4 protein-coding genes are annotated in these 2,646 nt (G+C 70.2%); all 4 read left to right on the top strand.

All coding sequences use genetic code 11. The annotated features are described in order from the left end of the window. Positions 1-440, top strand: a 440-nt coding sequence (locus FVE25_RS53520) for a (Fe-S)-binding protein (RefSeq protein ID WP_425489543.1), incomplete at its 5' end; no start/stop codon positions are given. Beyond that, positions 437-1,153, top strand: a complete 717-nt coding sequence (locus FVE25_RS53515) for a fumarylacetoacetate hydrolase family protein (protein WP_246268908.1) — start codon at positions 437-439, stop codon at positions 1,151-1,153. The genes FVE25_RS53520 and FVE25_RS53515, both read left to right, overlap by 4 nt. Positions 1,154-1,195: 42 nt before the next feature. Then, on the top strand, positions 1,196-1,981 hold the full coding sequence (locus tag FVE25_RS53510; protein ID WP_157255238.1) for a hydroxypyruvate isomerase family protein: 786 nt from the start codon (positions 1,196-1,198) through the stop codon (positions 1,979-1,981). Next, positions 1,978-2,646 (top strand): NAD(P)-dependent oxidoreductase (locus FVE25_RS53505; RefSeq protein ID WP_219826083.1); only part of this gene is annotated, 669 nt, incomplete at its 3' end. The genes FVE25_RS53510 and FVE25_RS53505, both read left to right, overlap by 4 nt.

The following is a 2,646-nucleotide window of genomic DNA, read 5'->3' as shown; positions in this document are numbered from 1 at the left end:
CCCGCGTCGAGCAGGTCGCCGCCCGCGTGCAGCAGGCCGAAGAACTGCTGGCCGAGGCCGTCACCACCGGCCGGCTGCGGCTGCGCGCCGATTCGTGGCTGGCCGGCAAGAAGGTCGTCTACCACGGCCACTGCCACCAAAAGGCCGAAGTCGGCACCGCGGCCACCATGGCCATGCTGCGCCTGATCCCCGGCATCGACGTGGCCGAGCTGGACACCGGCTGCTGCGGCATGGCCGGCTCCTTCGGCTTCGAAGCCGAACACTACGAACTGTCCCAGCAGGTCGGCGCCGACCGGCTGTTTCCCGCGCTGGCCGCCGAACACCCCGACACCATCGTCGCCGCCACCGGGGTGTCGTGCCGCCAGCAGATCTTCCACGGCGCCCACCGCCAGGCCTGGCACCCCATCGAACTGCTGCGCGAGGCGGTGCAATCACCGTGAAGCTGATCCGCTACAGCCACCACCAGCTGACCCGCACCGGCATCCTCGACCCCGACAGCGGGGAGATCAGCCCGCAGCCCGGCCGCGCCCCGGTCGCCGACCTGGCCGAGGTGATGCTGCTGGCCCCGTGCGAGCCGCGGGTGATCGTCTGCGCCGGCCGCAACTACGGATCCTGGGGCAAACTCCGCAAACCCCGCCTATTCCTGAAAGCGGCCAACGCCGTCACCGGCCCCGGCACCCCCATCCGCCGCCCGCACGGCCTGCGCCGCCTGGAATACGAAGGCGAACTGGCCGTGGTCATCGGCCGCACCGCCAGCCAGATCAACCGCCGCCACTACCGCGACTACATCCTCGGCTACACCTGCGCCAACGACATCACCGCCGACGACTGGCGCACCGACGGCCAATGGGTACGCGCCAAAAGCGCCGACACCTTCTGCCCACTCGGCCCCTGGATCGAAACCGGCATCGACGACCCCGCCAAACTCCACCTGCGCACCCGCGTCAACGGCCACACCGTGCAAGACAGCCCCACCGCCGCCATGCTCTTCGGCGTCGACGAACTCCTCGCCTACATCACCCGCTGGATCACCCTGCACCCCGGCGACGTCCTGCTCACCGGCAGCCCCGACGGCGTCGGCCCACTCACCACCGGCGACCGGGTCGACATCGACATCGACGGCATCGGCGTACTCACCAACACCGTCCACTAGCACCCGTCCACTAGCACCCGTCCACGAGAAAGGCAGGGACAGATGCGCTACTCCGTCAACTGTTCCATCCTGTTCACCGACCTGCCCATCCTGCAACGCCCCGAAGCCGCCCGCAAAGCCGGCTTCGACGCCGTGGAATTCTGGTGGCCCTTCGACAACGCCGTCCCGACCGGCAGGGAAGTGGAGGCTTTCCTTCACGCTCTCGCCGATGCCGGCGTCCAGCTCAGCGGCCTGAACTTCTACGCCGGGAACATGCCGGGCGGCGAGCGCGGCCTGCTGTCCCAGGCGCCGCGGGCCCGCGAGTTCCGTGAGAACGTGGCGGTCGTCGCCGAGATCGGCCGCCGCACCGGCTGCCGCGCCTTCAACGCTCTGTACGGCAACCGCCTCGACGGCATCTCCGAGCAGGAGCAGGACGAACTGGCCGTCGAGCAGCTCCGTCTGGCGGCCGCCTCGGTGGACGGCGTGATCCTGGTGGAACCACTCAGCGGCGCTCCGCGCTACCCGCTCACCACCGCCGCGGACGTCCTGCGGGTTCTCAACCGGGTCGGCCTGCCCCAGGTCAAGCTGCTGGCCGACTTGTACCACCTGGCCGTCAACGGTGACGACGTGCAGGCCGTTCTCAGCACGTGTTTCGGCCGGATCGGCCACGTCCAGATCGCCGACGCGCCCGGCAGAGGCGCGCCCGGCACCGGCGACCTGCCCCTGGCCGCCTGGCTGACCGAGCTCGACCTGGCCGGATACGACGGCTGGATCGGCTTGGAGTACCAAGACACCACCGAACAGCCCTTCGCCTGGTTGTCGCGCGAGCGCAAGGAGTCCCTCGCATGAGGATCACCGTCATCGGACTGGGCGTCATGGGCGCCCCCATGGCCGCCAACCTGCTCTGGGCCGGGCACACCGTCACCGGCGTCAACAACGACTGGGGGAAGGTCGAGCGCCTTATCGCGCAGGGCGGCCGTGGCGCGCACACCATCGAGAAGGGTGTGCGTGACGCGGACGTGGTCGTGACCATGCTGCCCGACACCCCCGACGTCGAGTTGGTCGCCGCGGAGGTCTTCGCCAACGCCCGCAGGCGTACGCTGTGGATCGACACCAGCAGCATCCGCCCCGACGCCGCCGTCCGCCTGGCGGCCGAAGCCGCGAAGAAGGGTCTACGGGCCGTGGACGCGCCCGTCTCCGGCGGTGAGCAGGGCGCCCTCGACGCCACCCTGTCCATCATGGCCGGTGGCAAGGCGGCCGACGTCGAGGCGGCCCGCCCGATCCTGCAGGCGGTGGGTTCGACGGTGGTGCACGTCGGCCCGTCCGGCAGCGGGCAGACAGTCAAGGCCGCCAACCAGCTCATCGTCGCCGGCACCATCCAACTCGTCGCCGAAGCCATCGTCTTCCTCGAAGCCCACGGCGTGGACACCGACGCCGCCGTCAAGGTGCTGTCGGCGGGCCTGGCCGGCAACCGCATCCTCGACACCAAGGCCGACGCGATGGTCGAGCGCAAC

Source organism: Nonomuraea typhae (assembly GCF_009760925.1).
Classification (GTDB): Bacteria; Actinomycetota; Actinomycetes; order Streptosporangiales; family Streptosporangiaceae; genus Nonomuraea; species Nonomuraea typhae.
This window is presented reverse-complemented; position numbering and strand designations above follow the sequence as displayed.